Below are 20,413 nucleotides of genomic sequence, written 5' to 3' on the forward strand. Positions count from 1 at the left end.
CAGCCCTTACGCGTTGATTGCTTCGATAACAACTTTTGTGTATGGTTGACGATGACCTTGTTTTTTACGATTGTTTTTCTTCGCTTTGTATTTGAAAACAGTGATTTTCTTTTGCTTCCCTTGTTTTTCGACAGTACCTGTTACAGTAGCGCCTTCAACTAGTGGAGCACCGACTTTCACGTCTTCGCCACCTACGAATAAAACTTTGTCAAATGTAACAGTTTCGCCTGCTTCTGCGTTTAATTTTTCAATGTAAACCGCTTCGCCAGCTGCTACTTTAATTTGTTTACCGCCAGTTTCGATAATTGCGTACATACTTGCACCTCCTTGAATGTCTCAGACTCGCCAATCACAGGCGTCTTGCCTGAAAGGCAAAAGCTTGGGACCTGTTGTTGAGCGGTTGTAGCACGGGTGCTACAAACATAACAGTAAAATCCTATCATGAAACCGGAATGCCTGTCAATATATTTGTAGAAATTCTCTCCCGTCATTCGATGGCGCCGCTGATTTCCTTCATGCTTCCAAAGCGCTTGATGGAATAGGCATTCATGGAGCCGGGGATAAATGATAGGAATACCCTTTTGCCGATCAATTCCTCCAACGTCTGCCTGTACGATTCTTTTTCACCGAGCAGCACGTCCGCCACCGCCTTACTTGCCTCGACCCAGACCGCTTCATCATCGGTCTTGCGGTGCTCCAGCAGTTCACGCTCCAGCCGGAAGGCTACGGTTTCCGGGCTCTCGATTTTTCCGCTTCCACTGCAAACCGGGCAAGGAACCGTCATCAATTCGCTTAAAGACGGCGAGGTTCTCTTTCTTGTCACTTGGAGGATGCCCAGTTCAGTAAAGCCGATGACCTGTACCCGCTTCTCATCCTTTGCCGTCTCCTTTTTAACGATATCGATGATTTCCTGCTCGTGGCGCGATTGAGCCATATTGATGAAGTCGATCAAAATGATTCCGCTGATATTCCTAAGCCTTACCTGGCGGGCGATCTCTTTCGCCGCCGCCTGATTCACGGCAAACAAGGTTGCCTCCTTGGCCACTTTTCCGGTGAACTTGCCTGAATTGACATCGATGACCGTGAATGCTTCCGTTTCTTCAAAGATTAAATAACCGCCATTATCAAGCCAAACGATTTTCTTGCTCAATTTTTCCACTTGCGCTTCCATATTCGCTTCGGAAAAAATATTTTGCGGACCGGGTGCCTGGGATATTTCCCATCCCTTCTCATTTTCCTCTACCCATTTACTCAATGCGCGGCAGGCTGCTGAATCATCGACGACAAGCTGGCCGACTGCCGTTCGGGACATTTCATTCATGATCATTTCCAAAAACGTATCCCTCGCAAGCAGCAGTGCCGGAGCCTTGAGGGAGGCAGCCTTCCTTTCAAGTCCTTGATACTGCTCACGCAATGAAGTCAGCCTTTCCAGGAAGACCGCTTCACTCTCGTTCTCCATCGAGGTGCGTACGATCAATCCCTCATCAGGATTTTTGTTTTGCAGGGCTGTTTCCCGCCACTGCATTTGCAGGTGCTCGTTTTTGAATTTCTTGGACACGCCGACATAATCGATTCCATGTATGTATACGAGGGATTCTGTGGAAAACTCGATCAGCCCCGTCAATTTAGCTCCTTTTGTACCTGTCTCATCACGGCTTACCTGAACGAGCAGCTTTTCTCCCTGACGGACAAATTGACCGATGGCCGCTTTTCCTTCAACGTTTTTTGTCAGTTGGAAGGAAGGGAGCTCGTCTCGATGCAAGAAGCCATTCTTCTCTGCCCCATAATCAATGAAGGCCGCATCCATACCGGGCAATACCTTCGTCACTTTCCCAAGATAAATGTTACCGACCGTACTGCGGTGGTGATCAGGCGTAATGACAAGCTGGCGTAGTACCTCATTCTCCAATACGGCGACTCTTTTTTCGCGTGAAGCCAGGTTGGCAATCATCTTTTTCATTAAAAAAATCCTCTCCTCAATTTGAAGAAAGGATAACATATTTAATAAGAATATAATAGGTCACCGATTTTCCCATTTGTCATTTTCTCGGAAAAATAAGCATGAAGGATTTCCGTTTCATCCAATGAGCCGCTCTCCTTGCCGTTTTTCATGATGATGACGGGATGTTTGCACCCTCGTTGAAACAGTTCCAACACTTTATAAATCGGTTCTTGTGAATCCACCAAAATGGGCTTCAATTTCGCCAAGTCATTCGTATGCCCGTAATGGCGCTGCAGGAGGAAGCGGATAAATGCATAATAGCGCTGCCGCCATTCCATCACGAGTGAGAGACTGATGAAAAAGACGATGAGCCAAATATTCAAATTGAGCGGATCAAGAATGAGCCAGGTCAAAAAAGCCACGACAGCGAATGCTGCCGAAAAATGAAGTGTATGCTTCTGGGCTTCAAGAAAGGTGCAATAAAGCGAAATACCTATGAATAGCAGCCGCCCCCCGTCCAAGGGCCAAATCGGCAGCAAATTAAACGCCAGCAGCATCAAGTTCATATACAAAAAGGGCTGATACAGCTCCTGGGAAATAAAAGAAAAGAAATAGAGCAAAAAAGCTGCACCAATAAGCCAAACATGCTGAAGCGGACCGGCAAGCACAACCGCCAAATCCTCCTTCAAACTTTTATTGCCATACTCCTCCGTCTCGACAGCCCCCCCGAAAGGAAGCAGCTGGATGGATTTTATCCGCCATTTAAAGTGCTGAGCACAGACGGCATGCCCCATTTCATGAATGAAGACGATGAGCAGCAGCATCAGCACTTCCACGAAATGGGCAGTGAGGATGGCAACGCCAATCACGAACCACAATGTCGGATGCACCCTGATCTTAAACAGCAATTTCCCATATTCACTCAAATTGAATCACCTTTTTAGGATTGACGAAAGCGTCATTTTCTTTGATCGCTAAATAAAACCTGCCCTTGGATCCGTCTTCACTGACTGTAACCTGTCCTACTTCATTGCCCTTTTTAACAAATTCGTACAGCTTCACATCAATCTCTTTCAGCTGCCCGTACCAGGATTCACTTTGATTGGCATGCTGGATGACGACCGTCTTCCCTATCCCCTCCTTTTCACCGGCAAAAATGACTACGCCCTCATTGACTGCCTCCACCTTGGAGCCTTTGCTCGTTTCCAGGATGATCCCCTCACCGTTCGTCTCGAAAGTTTGGGTGATCTTGCCTGAGGCAGGCATCGCATATTCCTTCGTGTCAACCGTTTCCTTATCCGCTTCCTTTGGCAAAAAAGCGATCGGTTTGCCAAACGCATTTTCGTACCAATTGGAGATGGAAGCGAATTGGAATTCCTTGCTCATGTTTTCCGTGACAAAGCTCCTGGCAGGCTCCAGCCGTGCCGAAGGATGTTTGAACATCACCGCGATGATCAGGAACAGGCAGACACTGACAAGTATTTTAAAGAAGAAATATTCTTTCCTGAAAAGCGGATGATCTTTTTCCGAATATCCGTTAAAAGAATCAACACCATACGATTCATCATTGTTGATCTCCGTCCAACTGCCGTTTCCAACTGGACTTTCATTAACCTTGCGTCTCTTGGCGATGCGATTGCGGATATCTTTCCTGCGATCATCCATAAAGGATCCCCCCTGCTTTAAAAAGCGCTATATTACAGCGTATGAGCAACTTGTCCAGACTATGACCGAGAAAAGATGTTGGAAATGAAATAAATATCGCACCTGTAAATCGAGCAAAAAGCCATGAAATCCAAAGGATTTTCGCATCGATTGATGAATTCGGATAAATGAGGGAAAAATCCAATTGATATTGTTCCCTGAAATTTGTTATAATAAAGTGGTTTTAACATTATTGAGGGGGAACATTTTTTTATGTCAATCGAAATAGGCAGCAAAGTACAAGGTAAAGTAACAGGTATCACTAATTTTGGAGCATTTGTAGAATTACCAGGAGGCTCGACAGGTCTTGTGCATATCAGTGAGGTAGCAGATAGCTATGTAAAAGACGTCAATGACCATCTTAAAGTAGGCGACCAAATTGAAGTAAAAGTGATTAGTGAGAAAGACGGAAAAACTGCCTTGTCCATCAAAAAGGCTATAGATAGACCCGAAGGGCAAACCTCTTCTTATACCAAACGCCCACCACGCCAAGGGGATAGCCGTTCTAAAGATTTTCGTTCAAAAGGTAACTTCCAACCAAAGGAAAATTTCGAAGATAAAATGGTTCGCTTCTTAAAGACTAGTGAAGAAAATTTATCGACTCTTAAACGCAGCACCGAATCGAAACGCGGCGGCAGAGGCGGCAGACGCGGATAACCTATCTGCATATAGACAAGGCAAGCCAAAACCATGGCTTGCCTTTTTTATGTATTCGAAAAGCAAAAAAAAGCGGGGCATCAAATGCTCCCGCTTCCATTGAATTTGTTTGACTCCAAGGGCTTGGCCCCTTACTTTTCAGACGATCCAAATCAAGTCACGGAAAAGGGAATTCACCGTACGCTAAAGAACTTTTTCAATTTGGACATGAAGCCCTTCGGTTCGCCGCCGATTGGCGACAAAGGCACGGATTCACCAAGAATCCTGCGGGCTATGTTCCGATAGGCAAGCGAGACTCTATTGTCTGGATTATAGGCAATTGGTTCCTTTTTATTCGCTGCCACAATGACCTGGTCATCGTCAGGAATGACACCAATCAAATCAATTTTTAGAAAATCGGTAACGCCATCGATATCCATTTCTTCATCTTCATGAAGCAAATGGCCGCGTATCCGGTTGATGATCAATTGGGGCGGCTCAATTTGCTCTTCTTTTTCCAGCAGGCCAATGATGCGGTCTGCATCCCTGACAGCGGGTCTCTCGGCAGTCGTCACGATGATCGCCTTGTCTGCCCCGGCGATGGCATTCCTGAAGCCCTGCTCTATGCCTGCTGGGCAGTCAATGAGGATATAATCATAGTCCGGCTTCATGTCGCTGATGAGTTTCTTCATCTGCTCTTCATTCACCGCTGATTTATCACTATTTTGCGGAGCCGGAAGCAAATAAAGCAAATCCTCGAAATGTTTATCTTTAATAAGCGCTTGATGTATCTTACAGCGCCCTTCGACCACATCGACCAAATCATAGATGATCCGGTTTTCCAACCCCATGATCACATCCAAGTTCCGCAGACCGATATCCGTATCAATCAAGCAAACCTTTTTGCCTAGAAGAGCTAAAGATGTTCCCAAATTGGCGGAGGTGGTCGTTTTCCCGACACCACCCTTACCGGATGTTATAACTATTGCCTCTCCCACGATTAGAGACCCCCTTCTAATCTATTTAAATTAGGTCTATATTTCTTTAAAACTTGCAGTTTGTCGATAATGATATTTTCATCATCATCCATGAAGGCACATTCCAAATCATGCCCCCATTTCGTATATTCATCAGGAGATAAATTGACTTGTCCGGCAATGCGGAGCTGGGCAGGCTTCATGACCGAGGCCGCTATTATGGCCTCATTATTCCCCTTGTAACCGGCATGGGCTATTCCCCTTAGCTGCCCCATTACATATATGCTGCCACCGGCACGTACCGTTCCATCAGGATTGACATCCCCGATCAGGAGTAAATCCCCGGGAACTTCAAAAACCTGTCCAGATCTTATCACCTTGGTCACGGTCGTCACTTGGTTTTCGTCTTTCCAGCGGTTCGCTTCATCCTTTGTCAGGACATTCGAAATCATCTCATCTACGAAAAGCTTCTTTTTTTTGTGGATGACCTCTTTAATCATTTCTTCTTGTTTTTCATCAAGATAGCGGTTCCCTGTATGTACTTTAACGGAAATGGACGGGTCATTTTCTTGAAACTGATAGTTTGCCGAAAGCTTCACTTCTAACTCTTTCAATAATTCGGAAAATGAGCAAGAATCATCGAGATGAAGCATAAACCCGTCTTTTGTTCCCTTAATCATGACATTTTGCTGAATTCTTTTATTCATGACGTTTGTTTCACCTCAATGAAATATAATTCGACATAGGAAAACAATTTTCCTTTTTCTACGTCCTCGGAAAAGAGAAAATACAATTCCGACCTGCTCTTCGGACATTGAAACGTTATTCCGCGTCTCCTTGCAAATCAAGCTTTTCGAATATTCTCTTTAAAGGATAGCAGCTGACGATAATGAATACGAGATTCAATAACAAGGTCGGCAGCAATCTCCTCTCCGCGAATTCACCGAATGGCATATCGGCGAACGAAAGGATGGTATTCATCTGAAAGATGACCAGCTCCAAAACGGCCGTGAATAAAAAAGCCGTCAGACAGGCAATCAATATATTATTTTGCAGGATTTTCATGCATTTTGAAATCAAGTAGGCAAGAAAAGGAAGCAGGAACATATAGATTCCCAGGATTTCCGTATACACGACATCATAGGTCAATCCAAGGATGGCTCCATAAAGCATGCCCATTTTCCTGGAACCGTACATGGTCAGGAAAAAGATGAAAATCATCATGAAATGGGGAACGAGGATTTTATCGTCCCCGAACGTATCTCCAGCAAACAGCTGCGCGAAGATGCTTTCAAAAACGAAAAAAATCAGGGCTATAAAAGAAAGGATGAATTGTTTCACTCCACTTCATCCTCCCCATCACTTTCATCCGCTACCCCGCCAACTTCACGCTGAACGACCATAACATTATTTATATCGTATAAATCCGTGGCAGGTTCAATATATGCAGTCTGGTTCAATCCATATTGATCCACTTTGACATCAACCACTTTTCCGATCAAAAGGCCTTTTGGGAAGATCCCGCCATAACCGGAAGTGATGACCGTCGAATCCTTCTTGATTTTTTTATCATATGGAATCCGTTTCATTAACAAAAGGTTCCTTTTATCATCGAATCCTTCAATCAAACCGTATGCCTTATCATCACCTTGAACGATGGCCGAAACACGGTTGGCTTTATCGATCGAACTTAAGAGCTGAACCGAAGCCGTGAAATCAGTCGCGGATTTGACCTTGCCTACGAGCACATTGGACTTGATGACGGCCATATTTTTTTCTACCCCATTACGCTTTCCTTTATTGATCGTCAGCATCTCATTCCAACGGTCAGGATTACGGCCGATGACCGTCGATTGAATCGATGAATACTTCCGCAGGTCATCTTCTTTTTTGAGGTTATCGCGAAATTCATCATTTTCTTCTTTTAAATCCTGTACCTGGGTTTTCAATAATACATATTCATCCAGGCGGGCCTTCAATTTTTTGTTTTCATCGTATGTATGTTGAAGGTCCTTTAAGCCCCCTACAAATCCTGTTATACCCGATACTGGCTTATTAAACACATTCCCAACCCAGCCTGTCGTATCTTTCAGGAATTGCTCCGGCCATGTCAACTCTTCTCTTTCCTTTAAGGAAAAACCGATCAATGCCACGAGAACGATGATACTAACGAGCAAGAGAAGGAGCTTTTTATTAAAAAACTGTGGCATGGTAATTGCACCTCTATATCTTAATATCATATCTTACTATCTTTATACTTCACTCTTATAAATCTTGCATGTGCTGCCTGTACTGGTCATACCCAGCTTGAACATAAGAAAAACCGGCTCAAAATTGCAACCTTTTGTTGAGCCGGCTCCTATTTGAGAAGTTATGCTTATCGGGAATCTCTTGATTTAGTTTTGAATAAGTGAATGTGGTCCAACGCTTTCCCCGTGCCGATCGCCACACAATCCAGCGGATTTTCGGCGATGATCACCGGCATTTGCGTCTCTTCACTGATCACTTTATCCAAATTGCGCAGTAAAGCTCCTCCGCCGGTCAGGACGATGCCTCTGTCCATGATATCTGCGGCCAATTCAGGCGGTGTTTTTTCCAGGGTGTTTTTCACGGAATCCACAATAGCAGAAACTGTATCGCTTAATGCTTTGGATATTTCATCAGCTGTGATTTCGATCGTCTTTGGTAAACCAGTCAATAAGTCACGGCCGCGAATCTCCATGTTTTCGACGCCTTCCGTGTCACCGGCAGAACCAATTTCCATTTTAATCGCTTCTGCAGTGCGCTCACCGATCATCAAATTGTAGTTTTTGCGTATGTAAACGATAATGGCATCATCCATTTCGTCACCAGCAATGCGGATGGATTGGCTTGTTACGATACCCCCAAGGGAAATGATGGCCACTTCCGTCGTTCCTCCGCCGATATCAACGACCATGCTGCCTGTAGGCTCCCAAACAGGAAGGTCTGCACCAATCGCTGCTGCAAACGGTTCTTCGATCGGGTATGCATCACGTGCCCCCGCTTGTCTGGCTGCATCAATGACTGCACGCTGCTCAACAGCTGTAATTCCAGAAGGAACGCAAATCATGACATATGGCTTGTTGCCGAATACACCTTTTTTTTGGGCTTCTTTCATATAGTACTTCATCATGGTAGCCGTCGTTTCATAATCGGCAATTACGCCGTCTTTCATCGGACGGAGGGCAACCACGTTTCCAGGTGTACGGCCGATCATGTTTTTCGCATCGTTTCCGACTGCAACGATTTGCTTTGTATCGGTTTGCACCGCTACAACGGATGGTTCGCGAACCGCGATCCCTTTTCCTTTAACATATACGAGCGTGTTAGCCGTTCCTAAATCAATCCCTATATCTCTAGCGCCTATTCCAAACATTGGTATCTCCCTTTCGTAAACAAAAATGCCTTTTTTTATAAGTTCAACATGTAATTTGTCGTTTTTTGACAATAAGAGTTTTGAAAAAGTTTCCTCTTTTAAAAATCATAAACAATATTATATCGTATCGTCAAAAATTTTGATAGTGTCATAAATAACCTTTTTCCTTCAAACTAACATATTTATGCTCCCCGATAATGATGTGGTCCAATACTTCAATCCCGATAATTCTACCACATTCGGCTAATCTTTTCGTCACTTCAATATCTTCTCTGCTAGGAGTGGGGTCTCCGGAGGGGTGGTTATGAAGACAGATGATAGAGGCGGCAGACCTTCTGAAAGCTTCTTTAAAAACCTCGCGCGGGTGCACGATCGAGGCATTGAGGCTGCCGATGAAGATTGTTGTTTTTTGGAGCACTTGATTTTTCGTATTCAAATAAAGGCAGACGAAATGTTCCTGGGTCAAAAACCGCATTTCCTCCATGCAGTAATTGGCCCCATCTTCAGGTGAACGAATCACATAGCGGTCTTGATCATTCAATTGGTTCATTCTCCTGCCAAGTTCGACTGATGCAAGAATATGGATCGCCTTCGCTTCGCCTATTCCTTTGATCCCGGTCAATTCTTCCACGGAGGCTTCTTTTAACAGACGCAGGCCTTTGACCGAATTGATGAGCCTGCCTGCTAGCTGGAGTACGGATTCTTCCCGTGTACCCGTCCTCAATAGCAGCGCGAGCAACTCCTGGTTGGAGAGGCTTTGCGGTCCGTCTTGCAGAAACCGTTCGCGCGGTCTCTCTTCTTTCGGGTAATCCTTTATTAACATTTTTTCACTCAAAACATCCTTCCTCCCATCGAAAGGGAGATGCCAGAGCGGAAATCATTCACCTATGTCCGCCTGCAACGCCTTGAGCTCACGGGCCAATCTTGAAACCGGAAGCCCGACGACAGAGAAGTAGTCCCCTTTGATTTGTTTGACAAGCAGGGATCCGTATCCTTGTATCCCATAACCGCCAGCTTTATCAAAAGGTTCCCCGCTATCCAGATAACGTTCGATTTCAGCTCCTGGCAGCTCCCAAAATGTCACTTCCGTTTTTTCTGCGAACACTTTGCCATGCTTGCCGAATAAGATGGCAACACCCGTATATACCTCATGTGTCCGGCCTGATAGCATCTCCAGCATTCTTTTTCCATCCGCGCGGCTTGTTGGCTTGCCTAATATCTTTCCATCAAGGACGACAACCGTGTCCGAGCCGATTACCCAGCGTTCCTGAAATCTTGCTGCGATGGCTTTCGCCTTACGCGAGGCAAGCTCTTTCACAGCAGCATCCGGGCACATGGTATCATCAATCGTTTCATCGACATTGGAATTCATGCTTTCAAAGGGGATTTGTAGAAACTGCAGAAGTTCTTTACGACGTGGTGATGAAGAAGCTAAAATCAATGGCTGCATAATTAAAAGGTCACCTTTCTTTACATAGGGAGATACATATCTATCCTATCAAATTATCTTCCAATCCACAATTATTGTTTACTACGAATCGACAAATCCAGTTAAGTATTTCCCGGAAAATAAAAAAGCTGTCACCTGACAGCTTTTGGCAGGGAGCTCGTCCAGTTGGACGGCTCCCTTTTTTCACTTAACTTGATGTATTTTGGTAATTCAACAAGAAATCCAGAAGGCTTCCTTGTGCCTGCAGCAGCTTGTCTTCCTTTTTCGAACGCTCGAACTCGGTAATCGACTGTGCCGCAGCAGATAGGTCAGCATTCATTTTCGCTAACTCTCCCGATACTTTCGCCGCCTTCAATTCATTCAAGTTTTTCTTCAGCACTTCCCTGTTAACTGTCGCTTCTTTACCACGAAGCTTGGCAGCGGATATTTCCGCTAGTGACGCATATACCGTCTTCATCTTGATGAGGTTTTTTTCATCTTCCCCGCTTTTTCCAGCCGCTTCCAGATTGATTTCCTTCCAATAAACGTCGACATCATAGGACTTTAAGAATAAGGCCAGCTCCTTGCTTGAAGCTAAACTCTCTGCCGAACCCAGGAATAAATAATAGCTGTCTTCCAGTTTGAAAATTTCAGCGGGAACCTGTTTCCCCAAAATTTTCTTTTGTACCTGCCTGGCTGCATCCTCACTGCTGAACACTCCGCCCTGCACAAGGAATGTCTTCAGCTGCGTCCCCTTTTCCTTCACTGCCGCTTTTTTATCCTCCACTGGTGCCTTCGTTGAAATCGGGGTTTCTACTGATGGAACCGCAGCTTTTTCCCTGGTGATCGTTTTAACCGCAATCAAGCCAAGTATCGAACCAAAAAACACCGCACAAATGACAGCAATCAAAAATGTCTTAAGCGGCCTACTTTCCGGGCCTTTCCGCGAGCTGGCACCAAAGCCGATAAGCTTCGGCATTTTTTTCTTTGGGGGTGTGGGGACCAATACCATCTTGTTCTCGCTTGTTTCATCAGGAAGGATCCATTCGAAACTCTCATCTTGTTGTTCCTGCTCTTCGCTCGCTGCCTCTTCGCTTTCAATTCTGCCTTTATCGGTAAATATTTTTTCTTCCCCATTTATTTTTATCTTGACGCCTTTGCTTTTTCCTGACTTGCCCACTTTCATTCCTCCTCTCCTGATCATTTTTTCCATCCTATCATAGTGCCAAAAAAAAATAACAAGACTTTTGTCGTCTTGTCATTAATAGGTTTCGTCAAATTTCCCTTTTACAGACCACTAGGTTACAAGGGTCTTCTTAATCACTGGTACTTCTGGTTCATTGCCGCATCAATATCCATGCCTCACAAATTCCGTGCCATCCATTCCCTTGAATGCAAATGGGGGAAATTCACTAGTTGTGCTGACCCAGGGGCATTTTGACAAATTCCCCCTTATCCAGAGTGGTCCTTTACACTCATCTTAGGAAGCTTGCATACAAACTCACCATATAATCGCCCCAATAATAAGCCGTCAATGTCCCAAAAACGATGTACGGACCGAAAGGAATGACAGTTTTCTTGTCTAGTACGCCGCTGGACATCCCGATGATGCCAAAGAGCGCCCCATAAAAACTAGCAAAAAGAAGGGACAGGAGGACCAGCTTCGTTCCCAATGCAAATCCGATCACTGCAAACAATTTGATATCACCACCGCCCATCCCCCCCTTGCTCACCACGGCGATCAGGAGCAGAAGACTGAAGCCGATCGCCGCCCCGGCTATCGAATCCCACCACGGGGACAAAGGGAACGACACTCTCAGGATGATAAAAATCACCATAAAGAAAAGCAGTATTTTATCAGGTATGAGCATATAGGTCACATCGGAGACAAAAATGATCATGAATAACGAAATCAATGTCCAGCCAATAAGAAGCTCGCCCGACCAGCCGAGGAATATCGGAGCTGAGGCAAATAAAATGCCTGTCAGCATTTCCACGACCGGATATAAGGGGGAAATCCTCGCTTTACAGCCACGGCATTTTCCGCCCTGCAGCATATAGGAAATGACCGGTATCAACTCAAGGGGTTTCAAGGTACGCCCACAGGATGGGCAAGCCGAGCGACGGTTTACAAATGCGTGACTTACTGGAACATTTAAACCGACGACATTAAAAAAGGAGCCTAAAATCAAGCCTAGTATGAGGAGATAAATATGGATAGCGATCATTTATGTAAGATGCACAGGGGAACCGTCCAGATTGGTCGTTTCCCCGCCTGCATAAAATCCTTCATCAGCATGTCCCAAGCCCTTGCCAGGACATCTCTTTTACGATAATCATTACGGTTCCTCATCGTCATTCATCCCCCCGTATTTCATCTTCAGGCCGGCCCTTCCAAAACATCTCCCATTCCCGCTTGATTTGATACGATTCATTTAGCATCCAGGAACAATATATAAGCATATTTTAACAAATATACGTGGAGTTGGCTGACAAAAAACTTCACGGAAGCAGTGGATATCCCGTTTTATTTTCCATTGCTCCCCCTATCTCCTTCACGCCAACACTGTCTGATCCCTCCCGATTCGAATTGGTCAGTCTTGCAGGAATGCCCTCACAAGAGAAAGGAAATGCAGGGAACCAGTGATGACAAGAACCTCCTTGTCCCCTGTTTTCCGTCTTCCTTCCGTTATGGCCGCCTGCCAATCCTTGATTAGCTGTTTATTCTCGTGATGAGATGCTTCATAAAGCGTCTGCGCATCGGCAGCCCGATCATGGCCGAATTCGGTAATGATGATCTCAAGCGCATCTTTTTCAAGTTCATGCAGCATCTTGGCATAATCCTTATCCTTAAAAGAGCTGAAAACGAATCGGTAGTGATATTCAGGGTAATGTGCCTTCAGCGTATCCACAAGAACCTGAATGCCCGCAGGATTATGGGCACCATCCAAAATCACCAAAGGGTCATTGGAGATTTTTTCAAAACGGCCATCCCATTTCGCTTCCGCTATTCCTTTGCGGATGTTTTTTTCATCGATATGTTCCAGGCCGATCTGGACGGCAGCAATGGCCAATGCTGCATTCTCGATTTGATGTTGGCCTAACATGTTCATTTCAAGATGATCGATGGTCCTATTCCCATGCGTAAACGAGAAGCTTTGTCTGCCTTCTCTTTTCTTTACATGCCTTATTTGAAAATCCCTGGCTAATTGGTAATACGGAACACCGACTGCATGTGCCCTATCTTCGATCACGTCTGCCGGTTCTTTCGCCGTCACTCCGCTTATGACCGGCGCCCCGCTTTTGATGATGCCTGCCTTCTCTGAAGCGATTTCCGCCAATGTGTCACCGAGGATATTCGTATGCTCCAAGGAAATCGAGGTAATGATCGAAAGCAACGGCTTGATGACATTCGTCGTATCCAGCCTGCCTCCAAGTCCGGTTTCCATTAAGACCAGATCTACCTCTTTCTTGCTAAAATAAGAGAACGCCATGGCCGTCAATATTTCGAATTGGGTGGGGCCATTCCCTGCATGATCCATCTCTTGGATGAACGGCCACAGTTCCGTGAACACAGCGATGAAATCCTTATCGCTGATTTCATCTGCATTTATCTTCAGCTGTTCATTCATGCGGCTTAAATACGGGGATGTGAACGAAGCGACCCGGACTCCTTCTTCCATCAAAATTCCTTTCATATACTGCAGCGTCGATCCTTTCCCATTTGAACCGGCAATATGAATATACTTTAACCCTTCATGCGGGTTGCCTAATTTCTTTAATAATGCTTCCATGCGTGACAGGCCGAAATTCATGCCCAATCGAACTTGTCGTCGTTCAAAAAAATGATTGATTTCTTTCATGGTCCTTGCCATTAATCATCGAGCCTCCTCTATCTTTATACCGCTCTAATGCGTTAAGATTATTTTATCAATATATGAACGATTAACCTAGACGAAAGGTAGTGTTAATTCATGAAAACTTCTTCTGACCTCCATTGCTGGATTGTCGTGAATGGCTATTTACAGCATGATAAATTTTCCAGCCTGGCTTTGTTCATCAAAGAATCGGCTGAAAGAAAAAAAATCAAGGCAACCCTCATCCGTAATTCGGATCTTATTCCCGTCATTGAAAACGGGATTCCAATGCTTAAAGGAACGTTTGGAAAGCTGCCTGACTTTGTCCTATTCATGGATAAAGATATCCATTTGGCGCGCCATTTGGAATTGCTCGGCCTCCCGGTATACAACAGCAGTTCTGCTATCGATATTTGCGACAGCAAAGCGAAAACGCATCAAGCCTTAGCGGGACATAACATACCGATGCCGAAGACCGTCTTTCCTCCTTTCACCTACGAGGGTATCGAAAGGGTTAATATGGATGTTTTCAACCAAATCGGAAGCGAGCTTGGATTCCCGCTTGTCGTCAAGGAGTCGTACGGTTCTTTCGGGGAACAAGTTTATTTGATTCAAACGGAAGAAGAACTTCTCAAGGCGATCCGTCTTCTTGGCCACAAACCATTCATCATCCAGGAATTCATCAGGCACAGCAAAGGACGTGACATTCGCATCAATGTCGTCGGCGATCAAGTCATAGCTGCGATGCAACGCCATTCCGAGAGTGACTTCCGGGCCAACATGACAGCTGGCGGCAGGGCCCATCCCTATACACCCACGAAGGAGGAAGCCATACTGGCGATCCGTTGTGCCGAGATTCTTGGCGCCGCATTTGCTGGCGTCGATTTGTTATTCGGTGAAGATGGGGCGCTTTTGTGCGAGGTGAATTCGAATTCTCATTTGCTTAATATATATGAATGCACCGGCATCAACATCGCTGACAGCATGTTTGATCATATGTTGAACAATATAGGGAAGGGGAGTGCGACAGATGAGAAAACAAGCAGGCTGGCTGATATATAACCGCGAGGATGCCGAAAAAAATAAAGGCTACATAGAATGGATGCTGGACGAGGCAAGCAAGCTTGATCTTGATTTGCATTTCTATCATCGTGAAGATCTGCGGATCGGCCATCGCTTCAATGCGTTATATGCCGAGCATGTGCTGGAGCCAATCACAATGCCAGCCTTTGCCATCGTGCGGACCATCGACCCTTTTTTCACGAGACAGCTGGAGCAAATGGGGATTGTTTGCTTCAACTCTTCTTCCGTATCCGAAATGGCGAATGACAAAGCAAAGACCCATCAATATTTATCAGCGATGGGAATTCCGATGACTGATACCGTATATTGCAACGGACGGCCGAAGGCAACTGATATGGCACTCCCTTTCATCGCTAAAGAAACAAAAGGCCGCGGCGGGAAGCAGGTGTATTTAATCGAGAATGAGGCTGATTTGGCCCAGTTGAATGAAGGAAACTGGATCGTGCAAAAGCCTGGCCGATTCGGACAGGATATCCGTGTTTTTGTAATAGGCAACCAAGTGAAGGCCGCCGTGCTCCGCGAATCAGCTTCGAGCTTCAAGGCCAATTATACGTTAGGCGGAACAGCTTCCTTATGTGAACTAGCTCCACACGATTTAGCGCTGGTTGAAAGAATCATCGAAGCGTTTGATTTTGGCCTGGTCGGCATCGATTTCATTTTTGCCAAAGACGGCAGCCTGCTGCTCAATGAAATCGAGGATGTCGTCGGGAGCCGTACGTTAAGTGCCTTAAGCGAGATCAATATCGTAAGGGAATATCTCACTTTCATTAAGGACAGGATCAACACCCTGCAGGACGTTTAAGATTCACGATAAAAAAAGGAGGAACCAGCCAATATTCTGGTTCCTCCTTTCATGTTTACAGTTGTTTCAATTCATTGATTCTGTGGATCACGGAATCGCGTTTCTCGCTATAGTCTTTTTCTTTGGCGCGTTCTTCTTCGATGACGCTTGCCGGCGCCTTCTTGACGAAGCCCTCGTTGCCTAATTTTTTCTGTACACGTTCCACTTCTTTATTGAGTTTGTCGAGCTCTTTCTCAAGACGTTTCACTTCTTCATCAATATTGATCAGTCCTGTCAGCGGAAGGATCAACTCCACACCGGTTACGACAGCAGTCATCGCTTGGGCTGGCTCTTCGACCTCAATGCCGATCGTCAATTGTTCAGGATTACAGAATCGCTCAATATAGCTGCTATTCTTCTGCAGTGTCGTCAAGAAGGACTCGTCCTTCGCTTTTAAAATCAAATTGATTTTTTTGCTTAGCGGCGTGTTCACTTCAGCCCGGATGTTACGGACGGAGCGGATGATTTCAACAAGCAGCTTCATTTCCTCGGCTGCAGCCGAATCCGTCAATTCTTCGTTCACTTCCGGCCAAGCGGCAACAGTGATGGACTCCCCTTGATGCGGAAGGTTTTGCCAGATTTCTTCGGTGATGAATGGCATGAAAGGATGCAGCAGCCTCATTGTGTTATCGAGCACGTAAGCCAAGATTGAACGTGTCGTTTTCTTTGCCGCTTCATCTTCACCGTATAATGGAAGCTTCGCCATTTCGATATACCAGTCACAGAAGTCATCCCAGATGAAGTTATAAAGCACACGGCCGACTTCACCGAATTCATAACGGTCCGCAAGTCTCGTCACATTCGTGATCGTTTCATTCAAACGTGTCAAAATCCATTTATCTGCTACGGATTTCTCGCCGCTCAAATCGATTTCATCGTACGTCATTCCATTCATGTTCATTAAAGCGAATCGGGATGCGTTCCAAATCTTATTGGAGAAGTTCCAAACCGCCTCGACTTTTTCCGTACTGTAACGAAGGTCCTGACCTGGTGAGCTGCCAGTCGATAAGAAGTAACGCAGCGAGTCGGCGCCGTATTGATCGATGACATCCATCGGATCGACACCATTGCCAAGCGATTTACTCATCTTGCGTCCTTGTTCATCACGAACGAGGCCGTGGATCAATACATCTTCAAATGGACGTTCACCCGTAAACTCAAGCGCCTGGAAAATCATCCTTGAAACCCAGAAGAAGATGATGTCATAGCCCGTAACAAGTGCCCCGGTTGGGTAGTAGCGTTTGAAATCGACACTGTCCGCATCAGGCCAGCCCATCGTCGAGAACGGCCATAAAGCCGAGCTGAACCATGTATCCAGAACGTCTGTGTCTTGTTCCCAGTTTTCCGCATCCGCAGGCTCTTCATGTCCTACGTATACTTCACCTGTTTCTTTATGGTACCAAGCTGGAATGCGGTGGCCCCACCATAGCTGACGGGATATACACCAGTCGCGAATATTTTCCATCCAGTGTAAATACGTTTTTTCGAAACGGTCTGGAACGAAATGGACTTTTTCTTCATCGGACCCTTTTTGAAGCTCAACCGAAGCATCCGCAAGTGGCTGCATTTTAACGAACCATTGCGTGGAAAGATACGGCTCAACAACAGCTCCGCTTCTTTCTGAATGTCCGACTGAGTGCAGGTGATCTTCGATTTTGAAGAGCACACCCTCTTCCTGAAGATCTTTGACGATTTGTTTACGGCATTCAAAACGATCCATGCCTTCATATTTACCAGCCTTTTCATTCATCGACCCATCTTCATGCATCACGAGGATGCGCTCCAAGTCATGACGGTTGCCGATTTCAAAGTCATTCGGATCATGTGCAGGTGTAATTTTCACTGCGCCGGAACCGAATTCCATATCGACATAATCATCCCCGACAATCGGGATTTCCCGGCCCGTGATTGGCAGGCGGACCATTTTGCCGATCAAGTGCTTATACCGGTCATCTTCAGGATGTACGGCAACCGCCGTATCGCCAAGCATCGTTTCCGGACGGGTTGTGGCTATTTCGATTTCACCCGAGCCGTCCACTAACGGATATTTCATATGATAGAACGCACCCTGAACATCCTTGTAAATGACCTCGATATCGGACAGCGCCGTTTTCGTCGATGGGTCCCAGTTGATGATGTATTCGCCGCGGTAAATCAAGCCCTTATTATAAAGGGAGACGAATACTTCGCGGACCGCTTTTGAAAGACCCTCATCAAGAGTGAAGCGTTCTCGGGTATAATCAAGCCCTAGACCTAGCTTTGACCACTGTTCGCGGATATGGCTCGCATATTCTTCCTTCCATTTCCATGTTTCTTCAACGAACTTTTCACGTCCAAGGTCATAGCGGCTTACGCCTTCAGCACGTAGTTTCTGTTCCACCTTCGCTTGCGTCGCGATACCGGCATGGTCCATGCCCGGCAACCATAAAACATCATAGCCCTGCATCCTTTTCATGCGCGTCAATATATCTTGAAGCGTCGTGTCCCATGCGTGGCCAAGATGCAGCTTGCCTGTCACGTTCGGCGGCGGGATGACAATCGTATAAGGTTCTTTTGTATCATCACTCTTCGTTTCAAAAAACTTCCCATCAAGCCACCATTTGTAGCGGCCTTTCTCTATTGCCTGCGGATCATATTTAGTCGGCATCGAAATCTGGTTCTCTTCCATATCATTTCCTCCTTTTTGGGCATAAAAAAAACTTCCATCATCATAAAAGGACGAAGGAAGTTGTTCGCGGTGCCACCTTTTTTCCGAAAAAGAAAAATAATCCCTTTCGGCTCTCAAATCGGATAACGGCTCTTCACCGGCCTTCGCTACTAAAAATCTTTCACGAAAACTGCTCGCGGACGACTTCGGATGCTGCTGCCTGAAAGCCTCTCACCAATCGGCTTCCTCTCTGAAAAGTGCATTTCATCTTACTATTTCCGGTCTTAGCATTGATTTCTATTCATATGTAAAATCATTAAACGCATATAGTATATAGTACAAAAAAAATGGGGCTAGAGTCAATCATCTTTTCGCTTACTTTTTTAACGAAGCAGGACCATCCATATCTCATAGTATCCTCCACCAACGGTCATTGTGACGGTTTTTTCACCTTTTCCACTGCCGCCCATAGAATATTAGACGTCCAAAAAAGGAAGGTAATAAATATGAAACGAAGATATACTCCCTATACTTTACCGCCTTGGATGAAAAAATTCCGCGGTGTTTGCCAGCAGTTCATCGTTCCCTTCATCGTTTTCCAAGGATTGCGGACCCTGATTTTCCCGACTTTCTTTGATATGCTCCTGTTGGTCGCATTCATTTTCCTGGCCATGTCTTTATATTTCGAATGGATTTAATTATTCCCCTACAGCAAAAAAATATACATGACTGGAGATGATCCAATCATGTATATTTAGCTTGAGGGCGACTGCTCTTCTTTGGCAGCCTCGGCAGCCGCCTTTTTCTGCTGCTCGATTTCCTCGATTTTCATCACCATATACTCAATGTTTTTCAATAACCAGAATTGCCGCTGCAGTTGGGTGACATGATCCAGCTCGGAGCGGATCGACCTGCCCTCCGAATATCCCTTCACCAGCTCCAAAGCAGATGAAGGAAAAGCAAGATAGCTTTGCATGAGCAGCAGTTCTTCTTCCTTCAGCGGAAAATATCGCATATAGTTATATAGCCAATCGACGCAATCATCACTTTGGATCGGATAGGTCCTCGCCGATTTAACGAGAAAAGGCAATAAATCGAAATGAGGCGGTGCCGTATTCGAATTCTCAAAATTGATGAAATAGCCATATCCCCGTTCATCATAAACGAAATGCTTAAGGGAAATCTTTCCGTGGGTAACGACGGTTCGAACCTTTTCACTTTCCTTCGTCTTTTCATACCAGGTTTCAAACTTCTTGATCGAGTACTTCAGGGCTTGTGAAATATCAGTGAAGAACGTACACACAGACATTTCGAATGGCGACATATACCACTTCTTTTCACAACTGACAATATACTCATCCATAAAGTCCTTCTCATTATTCCAGGCCTCAAGCGTCCGCTCATAATGTGCTTCCCGTTCTTCTATATCCACTTGCGTTTCTTTTACTGTCAGCGTATGCATCCGGGCAAGCTCCCGGAACATTTGCTTATGCTTTTCATCACGCTCCCCGTCCCCTTCGTTGTTCAACCACGGCATCAAGTAATACAACCGGCCATTATGGAGGACGGCATAACGCTGATCCATCGTTTGATAGATGGGAACGATCCGATTATAACCGCGATGGTAAAGCTTTTGGACATTTTTAATAAAATCTATGCCATTATGCGGTAAAATCGATTTCAAGGCAAACGTACCACGATCACTGTATACTTTCTTCACCCGTCCGAAATCCTCTATATATTGTACATAAAGGGCATATTCCCTCAAGACGGCTTCCGTGTCCCGATCCCGATTAACCGACTGCTGATTCTCGTTTTCCCTCACGAGACCCACTCACCTTCTCTAAAAAAACTAAACCCGTTACCTTCGTAAAAAACAGGAGCAGGCCATATGGATGCG

21 protein-coding genes and 2 other annotated features are annotated in these 20,413 nt (G+C 45.4%); of the genes, 4 read left to right on the forward strand and 17 right to left on the reverse strand.

What is annotated here, in order from left to right:
- Positions 1 to 6: 6 nt before the first annotated feature.
- The 4 genes from rplU to AS888_RS17735 form a co-directional block, all read right to left on the reverse strand.
- Positions 7 to 315 carry a 50S ribosomal protein L21 gene (gene rplU / locus AS888_RS17720; RefSeq protein WP_034308849.1) on the reverse strand — a complete coding sequence of 103 codons (309 nt, stop codon included), beginning with the start codon at positions 313 to 315 and terminating at the stop codon, positions 7 to 9.
- A gap of 13 nt (positions 316 to 328) precedes the next feature.
- Positions 329 to 412 (reverse strand) — a sequence feature (ribosomal protein L21 leader region).
- Positions 413 to 487: 75 nt separating this feature from the next.
- Positions 488 to 1,960 carry an Rne/Rng family ribonuclease gene (locus AS888_RS17725; protein ID WP_061143476.1) on the reverse strand — a complete coding sequence of 491 codons (1,473 nt, stop codon included), beginning with the start codon at positions 1,958 to 1,960 and terminating at the stop codon, positions 488 to 490.
- Positions 1,961 to 2,001: 41 nt separating this feature from the next.
- The gene (locus AS888_RS17730; RefSeq protein WP_061143477.1) at positions 2,002 to 2,868 is read right to left on the reverse strand and encodes a M50 family metallopeptidase; all 867 of its coding nucleotides are present in this window, start codon (positions 2,866 to 2,868) and stop codon (positions 2,002 to 2,004) included.
- The gene (locus AS888_RS17735) at positions 2,861 to 3,607 is read right to left on the reverse strand and encodes a M23 family metallopeptidase (RefSeq protein ID WP_061143478.1); all 747 of its coding nucleotides are present in this window, start codon (positions 3,605 to 3,607) and stop codon (positions 2,861 to 2,863) included. Before AS888_RS17735 ends, AS888_RS17730 begins: the two co-directional genes overlap by 8 nt.
- 252 nt (positions 3,608 to 3,859) lie before the next feature.
- Here AS888_RS17735 and AS888_RS17745 point away from each other — a divergent pair, with 252 nt between their 5' ends.
- Positions 3,860 to 4,303 (forward strand): S1 domain-containing RNA-binding protein, encoded by a 444-nt coding sequence (locus AS888_RS17745; protein WP_034308861.1) that lies wholly within the window; start codon positions 3,860 to 3,862, stop codon positions 4,301 to 4,303.
- Between the two features lie 173 nt (positions 4,304 to 4,476).
- On the opposite strand, the gene minD is transcribed toward AS888_RS17745, so the two are convergent.
- The 11 genes from minD to AS888_RS17795 all read right to left on the reverse strand — a co-directional run bounded on the left by minD (position 4,477) and on the right by AS888_RS17795 (position 13,960).
- The gene (gene minD, locus AS888_RS17750) at positions 4,477 to 5,280 is read right to left on the reverse strand and encodes a septum site-determining protein MinD (protein WP_061143480.1); all 804 of its coding nucleotides are present in this window, start codon (positions 5,278 to 5,280) and stop codon (positions 4,477 to 4,479) included.
- A 2-nt stretch (positions 5,281 to 5,282) separates the two neighbouring features.
- Complete coding sequence (gene minC / locus AS888_RS17755) at positions 5,283 to 5,966, reverse strand: septum site-determining protein MinC (protein WP_061143481.1); 684 nt, start codon at positions 5,964 to 5,966, stop codon at positions 5,283 to 5,285.
- Positions 5,967 to 6,081: 115 nt separating this feature from the next.
- On the reverse strand, positions 6,082 to 6,600 hold the full coding sequence (gene mreD, locus AS888_RS17760) for a rod shape-determining protein MreD (RefSeq protein ID WP_061143482.1): 519 nt from the start codon (positions 6,598 to 6,600) through the stop codon (positions 6,082 to 6,084).
- Positions 6,597 to 7,469: a rod shape-determining protein MreC gene (gene mreC / locus AS888_RS17765; protein WP_061143483.1), complete on the reverse strand. Its 873-nt coding sequence runs from the start codon at positions 7,467 to 7,469 to the stop codon at positions 6,597 to 6,599. Before mreC ends, mreD begins: the two co-directional genes overlap by 4 nt.
- 167 nt (positions 7,470 to 7,636) lie before the next feature.
- A complete protein-coding gene (locus AS888_RS17770) occupies positions 7,637 to 8,656 on the reverse strand; it encodes a rod shape-determining protein (protein WP_061143484.1) in 1,020 nt (339 codons plus the stop codon).
- 148 nt (positions 8,657 to 8,804) lie between these two features.
- Entirely contained in the window at positions 8,805 to 9,479 is a 675-nt protein-coding gene (gene radC / locus AS888_RS17775) for a RadC family protein (protein ID WP_061143527.1), read from the reverse strand.
- Between the two features lie 54 nt (positions 9,480 to 9,533).
- Positions 9,534 to 10,106, reverse strand: a complete 573-nt coding sequence (locus tag AS888_RS17780; protein WP_061143485.1) for a Maf family protein — start codon at positions 10,104 to 10,106, stop codon at positions 9,534 to 9,536.
- A gap of 187 nt (positions 10,107 to 10,293) precedes the next feature.
- On the reverse strand, positions 10,294 to 11,265 hold the full coding sequence (locus AS888_RS17785; RefSeq protein WP_155645539.1) for a hypothetical protein: 972 nt from the start codon (positions 11,263 to 11,265) through the stop codon (positions 10,294 to 10,296).
- A gap of 295 nt (positions 11,266 to 11,560) precedes the next feature.
- Positions 11,561 to 12,313, reverse strand: coding sequence for a prepilin peptidase (locus tag AS888_RS17790; RefSeq protein ID WP_081092509.1), 753 nt, complete (start codon positions 12,311 to 12,313; stop codon positions 11,561 to 11,563).
- Positions 12,310 to 12,438 carry a hypothetical protein gene (locus AS888_RS26885; RefSeq protein WP_260320254.1) on the reverse strand — a complete coding sequence of 43 codons (129 nt, stop codon included), beginning with the start codon at positions 12,436 to 12,438 and terminating at the stop codon, positions 12,310 to 12,312. The genes AS888_RS17790 and AS888_RS26885 overlap by 4 nt, the downstream gene beginning before the upstream one ends.
- A gap of 241 nt (positions 12,439 to 12,679) precedes the next feature.
- Positions 12,680 to 13,960 carry a bifunctional folylpolyglutamate synthase/dihydrofolate synthase gene (locus tag AS888_RS17795; protein ID WP_061143487.1) on the reverse strand — a complete coding sequence of 427 codons (1,281 nt, stop codon included), beginning with the start codon at positions 13,958 to 13,960 and terminating at the stop codon, positions 12,680 to 12,682.
- A 99-nt stretch (positions 13,961 to 14,059) separates the two neighbouring features.
- On the opposite strand from AS888_RS17795, the gene AS888_RS17800 reads away from it, so the two are divergent.
- Positions 14,060 to 15,004, forward strand: coding sequence for an ATP-grasp domain-containing protein (locus AS888_RS17800; RefSeq protein WP_061143488.1), 945 nt, complete (start codon positions 14,060 to 14,062; stop codon positions 15,002 to 15,004).
- Positions 14,973 to 15,827 (forward strand): ATP-grasp domain-containing protein, encoded by an 855-nt coding sequence (locus tag AS888_RS17805; protein ID WP_061143489.1) that lies wholly within the window; start codon positions 14,973 to 14,975, stop codon positions 15,825 to 15,827. The genes AS888_RS17800 and AS888_RS17805 overlap by 32 nt, the downstream gene beginning before the upstream one ends.
- Positions 15,828 to 15,882: 55 nt before the next feature.
- Here the strand turns inward: AS888_RS17805 and AS888_RS17810 are convergent, their stop codons facing one another.
- Entirely contained in the window at positions 15,883 to 18,534 is a 2,652-nt protein-coding gene (locus AS888_RS17810; protein ID WP_061143529.1) for a valine--tRNA ligase, read from the reverse strand.
- Between the two features lie 43 nt (positions 18,535 to 18,577).
- Positions 18,578 to 18,808, reverse strand: a binding site (T-box leader).
- Positions 18,809 to 19,019: 211 nt separating this feature from the next.
- Between AS888_RS17810 and AS888_RS17815 the strand changes: the two genes are divergently transcribed.
- Complete coding sequence (locus AS888_RS17815) at positions 19,020 to 19,211, forward strand: hypothetical protein (protein WP_061143490.1); 192 nt, start codon at positions 19,020 to 19,022, stop codon at positions 19,209 to 19,211.
- Positions 19,212 to 19,267: 56 nt separating this feature from the next.
- Here AS888_RS17815 and ysxE read toward each other — a convergent pair whose 3' ends face one another.
- Positions 19,268 to 20,338, reverse strand: a complete 1,071-nt coding sequence (ysxE, locus tag AS888_RS17820; protein WP_061143491.1) for a spore coat protein YsxE — start codon at positions 20,336 to 20,338, stop codon at positions 19,268 to 19,270.
- Between the last annotated feature and the right edge of the window lie 75 nt (positions 20,339 to 20,413).

It is taken from the genome of Peribacillus simplex (genome assembly GCF_001542915.1).
Taxonomy (GTDB): domain Bacteria; phylum Bacillota; class Bacilli; order Bacillales; family DSM-1321; genus Peribacillus; species Peribacillus simplex_B.

Bases quoted from the DNA above. Each gene is read 5' to 3' on its own strand.
- rplU (WP_034308849.1), bottom strand. From the start codon at position 315: ATGTACGCAATTATCGAAACTGGCGGTAAACAAATTAAAGTAGCAGCT.
- AS888_RS17725 (WP_061143476.1), bottom strand. From the start codon at position 1,960: ATGAAAAAGATGATTGCCAACCTGGCTTCACGCGAAAAAAGAGTCGCC.
- AS888_RS17735 (WP_061143478.1), bottom strand. From the start codon at position 3,607: ATGGATGATCGCAGGAAAGATATCCGCAATCGCATCGCCAAGAGACGC.
- AS888_RS17745 (WP_034308861.1), top strand. From the start codon at position 3,860: ATGTCAATCGAAATAGGCAGCAAAGTACAAGGTAAAGTAACAGGTATC.
- minC (WP_061143481.1), bottom strand. From the start codon at position 5,966: ATGAATAAAAGAATTCAGCAAAATGTCATGATTAAGGGAACAAAAGAC.
- mreC (WP_061143483.1), bottom strand. From the start codon at position 7,469: ATGCCACAGTTTTTTAATAAAAAGCTCCTTCTCTTGCTCGTTAGTATC.
- AS888_RS17770 (WP_061143484.1), bottom strand. From the start codon at position 8,656: ATGTTTGGAATAGGCGCTAGAGATATAGGGATTGATTTAGGAACGGCT.
- radC (WP_061143527.1), bottom strand. From the start codon at position 9,479: ATGTTAATAAAGGATTACCCGAAAGAAGAGAGACCGCGCGAACGGTTT.
- AS888_RS17780 (WP_061143485.1), bottom strand. From the start codon at position 10,106: ATGCAGCCATTGATTTTAGCTTCTTCATCACCACGTCGTAAAGAACTT.
- AS888_RS17790 (WP_081092509.1), bottom strand. From the start codon at position 12,313: ATGATCGCTATCCATATTTATCTCCTCATACTAGGCTTGATTTTAGGC.
- AS888_RS26885 (WP_260320254.1), bottom strand. From the start codon at position 12,438: ATGAGGAACCGTAATGATTATCGTAAAAGAGATGTCCTGGCAAGGGCT.
- AS888_RS17795 (WP_061143487.1), bottom strand. From the start codon at position 13,960: ATGGCAAGGACCATGAAAGAAATCAATCATTTTTTTGAACGACGACAA.
- AS888_RS17800 (WP_061143488.1), top strand. From the start codon at position 14,060: ATGAAAACTTCTTCTGACCTCCATTGCTGGATTGTCGTGAATGGCTAT.
- AS888_RS17805 (WP_061143489.1), top strand. From the start codon at position 14,973: ATGAGAAAACAAGCAGGCTGGCTGATATATAACCGCGAGGATGCCGAA.
- AS888_RS17810 (WP_061143529.1), bottom strand. From the start codon at position 18,534: ATGGAAGAGAACCAGATTTCGATGCCGACTAAATATGATCCGCAGGCA.
- AS888_RS17815 (WP_061143490.1), top strand. From the start codon at position 19,020: ATGAAACGAAGATATACTCCCTATACTTTACCGCCTTGGATGAAAAAA.